This window comes from uncultured Bacteroides sp., from assembly GCF_910586915.1.
Lineage (GTDB): Bacteria > Bacteroidota > Bacteroidia > Bacteroidales > Bacteroidaceae > Bacteroides.
This window is the reverse complement of the sequence record NZ_CAJULN010000074.1, coordinates 1-6320: the sequence shown is the minus strand read 5'-3', so window position 1 is coordinate 6320 and position 6320 is coordinate 1. Positions and strand designations below refer to the sequence as shown.

The following is a 6320-nucleotide window of genomic DNA, read 5'->3' as shown; positions in this document are numbered from 1 at the left end:
GCCTAAGTTCTGTCTGAACTTGGTAGACTTTCGCAGATGAAGTGTATTCCTTAAATCTAAATACAAAAGAAACACCTTATGGTATGGCTTACTACCATATCCATAAGGTGTTTAACATGATAAACAACAGGTATATCAATATAATCTACAACCCTACTTCTTCCCGACAAAGCATATAGCTGCGAATCATCATGCGCGGTATATGGAAAGGCCCTTTGAAGATGTTGCCTTTGGCGGGTTGTGCCACGGTTCCGTCACGGTGGAGGTAGCCATACCATTCTCCGTACTCTTTGTCGGGGAAATGAGCATAGGTCCATTCGCTGATTTGCTGGTGCATCCGAAGATATTTTTCATCTTTCGTTGCCTGATAAGCGTAGAGCGTGGCGATAATCGTTTCGGTCTGCGGCCACCAGAATTTCATGTCCTGCGAGTAGTCCTGCGGCGGAAGGTTGCGGCAATCACGGAAATTGATGATGCCGCCAAACTCCTTGTCCCAGCCCCACTCCCACGACCAGTCGAGAATCTGAAGAGCGAGTTGCAGCAGTTCCTTGTCCCAGTTGCGGTATTTCGCTTCTTCCATGATGAACCAGGCGGTCTCGATGCAGTGTCCGGGGTTGATGACCCGTCCGTTGCAGGTGTCGATGAATTCACCTTCGGGACCTACCGTCTCAAGCAGGGCTTTGAATTCCGGATGGATGAAGTATCGGCGCAGCGCCGAAATCGAACGGTCTATCTGCTCCGTGAGCACAGGGTCGTCAATCGCCAGACGGATGCGGGAGGCGGTGTTGATAAGAATCATCGTGATGGAATGTCCACGGGCTTCCATCGTGGGCAGATATTTCGGCTCCAGCATTCCCGGTGTCTCCAGGAAATACTGCGTACGCTTGAAAATCTCCAACGCGCGTTCTGCATACTTCCGCTCGCCGGTTGCCAGCGCATACTCTGCCAGGGCAATCGCAGCAAAGCCTTCGGAAAAGACATAACGGCGCTTGCGGAGAGGAGTCCCCTCTTCGGTCACCTCAAAAAACATATGTCCGTCTGTGTCGAAGCAGTGAGCCTCGATAAAGTCGATGCAGCTTTTCGAGGCGGCAAGCCACTCGGGATTCTTCTCGATGTTGTTGTATGCATAGGCGGCTATGAAGCCGAAACGTCCTTGAAACCATACGGATTTCGTAGTGTCCATCAGGCTGCCGTCGCGATTGAGGCAAGTGTAGACACCACCGTGCTTACGGTCTAATCCGTGCTTCATCCAGAACGGCATGATGTTGTTCACGATATCATCCTTGTAGGAAGCAGCCCATTGAGCCAAATATTCTGTCGCATTCATAATGGAGTATCTGTTTGTCGGATTAGAATTTATTGCAACGGTCGAAGAAATGAATCGCTTCCAACTCGGCTTTCATCTGCGCTTCTTCCTCGTCGGTCATGTTCTGGAAAGGGGTGCGGTTCTTGCCGAGGTCGAGTCCTATCAGTTTCATGATGCGCTTTCCGCCTACGATGTTTCCACGGAAATGGCAAATCACGTTGATGACCTCCTGCGAGAAGTTCTGACGTTCGCGGGCTGTTTCCAAATCGCCGGCTTTCCAGGCTTCGATGATGCCTACGAGTTCTTTTCCGTTGTAGTTGGTCGTTCCGCCGATACCGCCCTGGGCGCCGCCCATTGCGAGACAGGGAAGAATCGTTTCATCCTGGCCGTGAAGCATATCGTACTTGCCATTCTTGTACAGACGGCACTGGTTGTATTCGTACATACTTTCGAAGGTGTATTTGATGCCGGCAAAGTTGGGGACACGTCCGTCTACCGCTTCCAGCAGTTTCACCATCGGAAGGAAGGCACCGTTGAATGCGGGGATGTGGTAGTAATAGAAAGGAAGTTCGGGGGCACCGCAGGCAATCTCTTCGATGTACTTCACCAACTCTTCGATACGGCCGATTTTCGGAAAGGGAGGAGCCATCGCACCGATTCCCCACGCGCCTATCTTTTGCGCGTGCTCTGCCAGCATACGGCTCGCTTTCACGCAGCAGCTTCCCACGTGGACGATTACTTTGAAGCCTTCGGGAGCCACAGCGACCCAACGTTCGGCAAGACGCATACGTTCTTCTTCGGTCAGCATATAGCCCTCGCCGGAAGAACCATTGATAAACACGCCTTGAAGGCCGTTCTTTACCAGCATCTTAGCATATGCTTCAATGGGTTCTAAGTTTACTTCACCATTCTCGTAAAAAGGAGTAAACGGTGCGTCGATAAGTCCTTTGATTTGTTCCATCATCTTATTTTTTTATAAAGTTATTACTCTTAGTCGACCATATTGTCGGTCTTGGGTTTCAAGAAATAGATTTGAAGTGCCAAAGCTACGGCTACTACGATGCTGAGCATGGCAAACCCCTGTCCCAGACTTCCGCCGTCGGTCCACTTGCCGAGGACTTCGGTCACGGCAGCTCCGGCGAATACTCCGGTCATATTCATCACGCCGTAAGCCGTCGCACGGTGTTTGGCGGATACAAACTGGCACAGTATGGGCATATTGTTGGCGTCAAATATTCCAAAGCCGACACCGAAGAGCAGTCCGGCACCAATCACGCTGATAAAGCTATGTCCGAATCCGAGTAGAAGCAGAGCGGGTATCGTCATTCCCAGGCCGATGGCTCCGGTATAGACACGTCCGCGGATATTTTTCTGCACCCAACGGTCGGACAGGATTCCACCTAAAATGACGCCGATAAACGAGGAGACGGCAATCGTGATGGTGGATATCGGTCCGGCTTCGGACATGGGGATGTTCAGGCTGTCGGCAAACAAGGTCGGAAGCCAGTTCTTGGTGGCCCATCCCGGAAGGCTGGGAGCGGCGAAATAGATAAGAATCACCCAGAACGCCCAGTTGGTGAACAACAGGGAAAGGCCGCTCATGACGGAGGGCTTCTTCTCTTTCGAGACGTCGCCCGTCTCCGTCTCCTTGACGGCTACATTATGAATCGGATTTTCTTTCAGGAACAGGATAAGTACGAGAGAGTAGACAATGCCTACGATGCCAAACCAATGGAAAGTTGCCTGCCAGGAAAAGGCGGCAGCCGCCGTAGCTCCAAACCCGCCGATGGCTTGTCCTACGTAGAGTCCCGTCATATGTACCCCTACTGCCAAAGAGCGCGATTTTCCCTCGTGCCAGTCGGCTATCAGCGACAAAGCCGACGGTATGTAGAGTGCTTCACTCACGCCCATGATGGCGCGCAACCAATAAAGTTCGTGGAAGTCGCTGGCGTAGCCCATCAGGAATGTGACGGCAGACCATACAAAGAGACTGCCCACTACCAGCCATTTCCGATTTACCCTGTCGGCTATTATTCCGGCAACGGGACTCATAAAGCCGTATATCCATAAGAATATAGCCATCAAAGCGCCAAAGGCTTCTGCTTTATTCAATTCGACGATATCTACCTTCATCGCTTCTTGCATCGTAGAAAGCATCTGGCGGTCCATGTAATTAAGAAGCGCCACTATCCACAACAACCCGACTACTACCCAGGGATAAATACTTTTGTTTTTCATATAAAGTTATTTTTTATGTTTTGTCCGCATTAAATCCTTGCAAACATAACAATATTTTTATTATCACCCAAATATATAATTAAATATTTTATTATACTACGTCCGGAGGAAGCGGGGTTCAGAGTTTTACTTTGGCTATCAGTTTGCGAATCTTGCCTTGCCCGATAACCGGCGCATGGGGGTCTTCCGGATATACAATCGCAAACTGGCCCGGAAGCAAATCGACATAGGTAGTAGGACGGTCGGAGTATAAAGCGCACTCTTCTTCTTTGGAGTAGGGCTTGACTTCGTCCTGCAAGTCTTCTAAGGCTTTCCAGCCAATGGTCTCCGCTCCTTCCAGCAGGATATGCACGTCAATGTAATCGCGGTGCAACTCCAAAACCTGTTTGTCGGCAGCTACGCACTCCGGATTCACATTGTTGATGAACAGCCGGTCGCCGTCTATCTCGATACGGCCCAAATCGGCGTGAAGCAAATCGTGTGTCTTTACATAATCGAACAGCACCTTGAACTGGGGATGAAGCCCTTCCACGCGTTGGCTGTTTTGCAGATTAGATACAATCATGGTTCTCCTTTCTTTTAGATTTGAATAATATGGGCGCAAATATAAGACTAATATTTAAGATACGCACCCATATTAATAAAACTATTTATTATATCACTTTACAAAATCAAATTCACCGGATACTTTATAATAAATAAATTCCCTATCTTTGCACACAAAGTATAAAGAAGGACCAAGATGAAACAACATTTACTGAAAGAGATAGAAGTAGGAACCAAAAGTGCTCTTCTGAAGAAGAGGATTATCACACATTATATATATAATGGCAGTTCTACTATTACGGATTTGGCAAAAGAATTGGATTTGAGCGTCCCTACCGTCACGAAATTCATCAGTGAGATGTGCGAAGAAGGGTATATAAACGACTACGGCAAGCTGGAGACAAGCGGCGGACGTTATCCCAGCCTGTATGGCCTTAATCCCGAATCGGGCTACTTCATCGGGGTAGACATCAAGAAGTTCGCGATTAACATAGGCCTAATCAATTTCAAAGGCGACATGGTAGAGCTGAAGATGAACATCCCTTTCAAATCGGAAAATACTCCGGAAGCACTCGACGAACTATGCAGGCTTATCCGGCAATTCATAAAGAAAATTGAAATCGACAAGGATAAGATTCTGAATATCAATATCAACGTTTCCGGCCGGGTGAATCCTGAATCGGGCTACAGTTTCAGTGTATTCAATTTCGAGGAAAGACCTTTGTCAGAGGTGATGACTGAGAAAATCGGTTTTCAGGTGACCATCGATAACGATACGCGTGCCATGACTTACGGAGAATACATCAAGGGATGCGTAAAAGGAGAAAAGAACATTCTCTTCGTGAATATCAGTTGGGGACTGGGCATCGGCATCATCATCGACGGGAAAATATATACGGGAAAGTCGGGCTTCTCCGGAGAATTCGGACATACGAATGTGTTTGACAACGAAATCATCTGCCATTGCGGGAAAAAGGGGTGTCTGGAGACCGAAGCGTCAGGCTCGGCCCTCCACCGGATGTTAATCGAACGTATCCGCAACGGGGAGAGCTCCATCTTATCAAACAGAATCTTATCGAAGGAGAACCCTCTGACGCTTGACGAGATTATCGCTGCCGTGAACAAGGAGGATTTGCTCTGCATCGAAATCGTTGAGGAAATCGGGCAAAAACTTGGAAAGCAAATTGCCGGACTTATCAATATCTTCAATCCCGAACTGGTCATCATAGGCGGCACGGTATCATTGACAAGCGATTATATCACGCAGCCTATCAAAACAGCCATACGTAAGTATTCGCTGAATCTTGTCAACAAGGATTCGGCTATCGTGACTTCCAAACTGAAAGACAAAGCCGGTATCATAGGGGCTTGTATGCTGGCACGCAGCAGGATGGTGGAGAGTTGATTTATCTGCGGGAGAAGAGGTTGTCTATGAAACGAACAATATAGACTACGGCCACTCCGGCAACTACCAAAACAATGATACGACTTAACATATAGATTGAGTTTTTATATTTTACGTAAAGTTCAAACAAATAGGTGACTTCGGGTTACTGTCAGAATGAGAAGGGAGCTGCTCCAAAAAAGGCAGCTCCCCTATTTTTCTCCAAGAGCTGTTCTTGTATATCCATTGAAGTTGTTCCGGCTATTCATTCTCATTAATTTGTTTATGTTGCAAATGTAACTAAATCCGGCCGCAAAACAATAAGTTTTCATGAGAAAGAGAAAGAGCAAGGGCTGTTAGACCCTCTTGAGGGATAGCAGCGATTGGAGAAGATTGACGCTCCTTTCCCTTATATTCTAAATAACAGAAAAACATTTTGTTTTTCAGAAAGCAAATCGTATCTTTGTGTCAAATTAATAAGTTATGAGAATAATATCGTTTGCCGCCATAAGAGATTACGCCCAAAAGCACGCAGATTCCGATGTGCCCTTGCGCGACTGGTACAAAAAGACAGAAAAGGCAGACTGGTCTTGCCTGGCTGATATAAAGCAAACCTTCAACAGTGTGGACTATGTAGGCAACGACAGGTTTGTATTCAACATCAAAGGCAATGATTACAGACTGGTTGCCATGATATTGTTCGCTGCAAAAAAGGTGTTTATCCGATAGATTGGCACGCATAAAGAATACGATAACAAAGATTGTTCAAATGCTTAAATTTGTTTTGTATGGCAAAGATACTACAAAAAAACGAGAATAGGAGAAAAATGGTGAATGAACGTTGAG

Annotated in this window: 6 protein-coding genes; 2 read left to right on the top strand and 4 right to left on the bottom strand. The window is 47.2% G+C overall.

Annotation, left to right across the window (positions count from 1 at the left end; all coding sequences use genetic code 11):
• Positions 1–145 precede the first annotated feature (145 nt).
• The 4 genes from QZ331_RS14175 to QZ331_RS14160 all read right to left on the bottom strand — a co-directional run bounded on the left by QZ331_RS14175 (position 146) and on the right by QZ331_RS14160 (position 4109).
• Complete coding sequence (locus tag QZ331_RS14175; RefSeq protein WP_294631371.1) at positions 146–1327, bottom strand: AGE family epimerase/isomerase; 1182 nt, start codon at positions 1325–1327, stop codon at positions 146–148.
• A gap of 22 nt (positions 1328–1349) precedes the next feature.
• Positions 1350–2267 carry a dihydrodipicolinate synthase family protein gene (locus QZ331_RS14170; RefSeq protein ID WP_294631373.1) on the bottom strand — a complete coding sequence of 306 codons (918 nt, stop codon included), beginning with the start codon at positions 2265–2267 and terminating at the stop codon, positions 1350–1352.
• Between the two features lie 29 nt (positions 2268–2296).
• Positions 2297–3544, bottom strand: coding sequence for an MFS transporter (locus QZ331_RS14165; protein WP_294631369.1), 1248 nt, complete (start codon positions 3542–3544; stop codon positions 2297–2299).
• Between the two features lie 118 nt (positions 3545–3662).
• Positions 3663–4109, bottom strand: a complete 447-nt coding sequence (locus QZ331_RS14160) for a YhcH/YjgK/YiaL family protein (RefSeq protein WP_294631366.1) — start codon at positions 4107–4109, stop codon at positions 3663–3665.
• Positions 4110–4286: 177 nt separating this feature from the next.
• Between QZ331_RS14160 and QZ331_RS14155 the strand changes: the two genes are divergently transcribed.
• Positions 4287–5495, top strand: a complete 1209-nt coding sequence (locus tag QZ331_RS14155; protein ID WP_294631365.1) for an ROK family transcriptional regulator — start codon at positions 4287–4289, stop codon at positions 5493–5495.
• A 462-nt stretch (positions 5496–5957) separates the two neighbouring features.
• Positions 5958–6203, top strand: a complete 246-nt coding sequence (locus tag QZ331_RS14150; RefSeq protein ID WP_294631364.1) for a type II toxin-antitoxin system HigB family toxin — start codon at positions 5958–5960, stop codon at positions 6201–6203.
• Positions 6204–6320 lie beyond the last annotated feature (117 nt).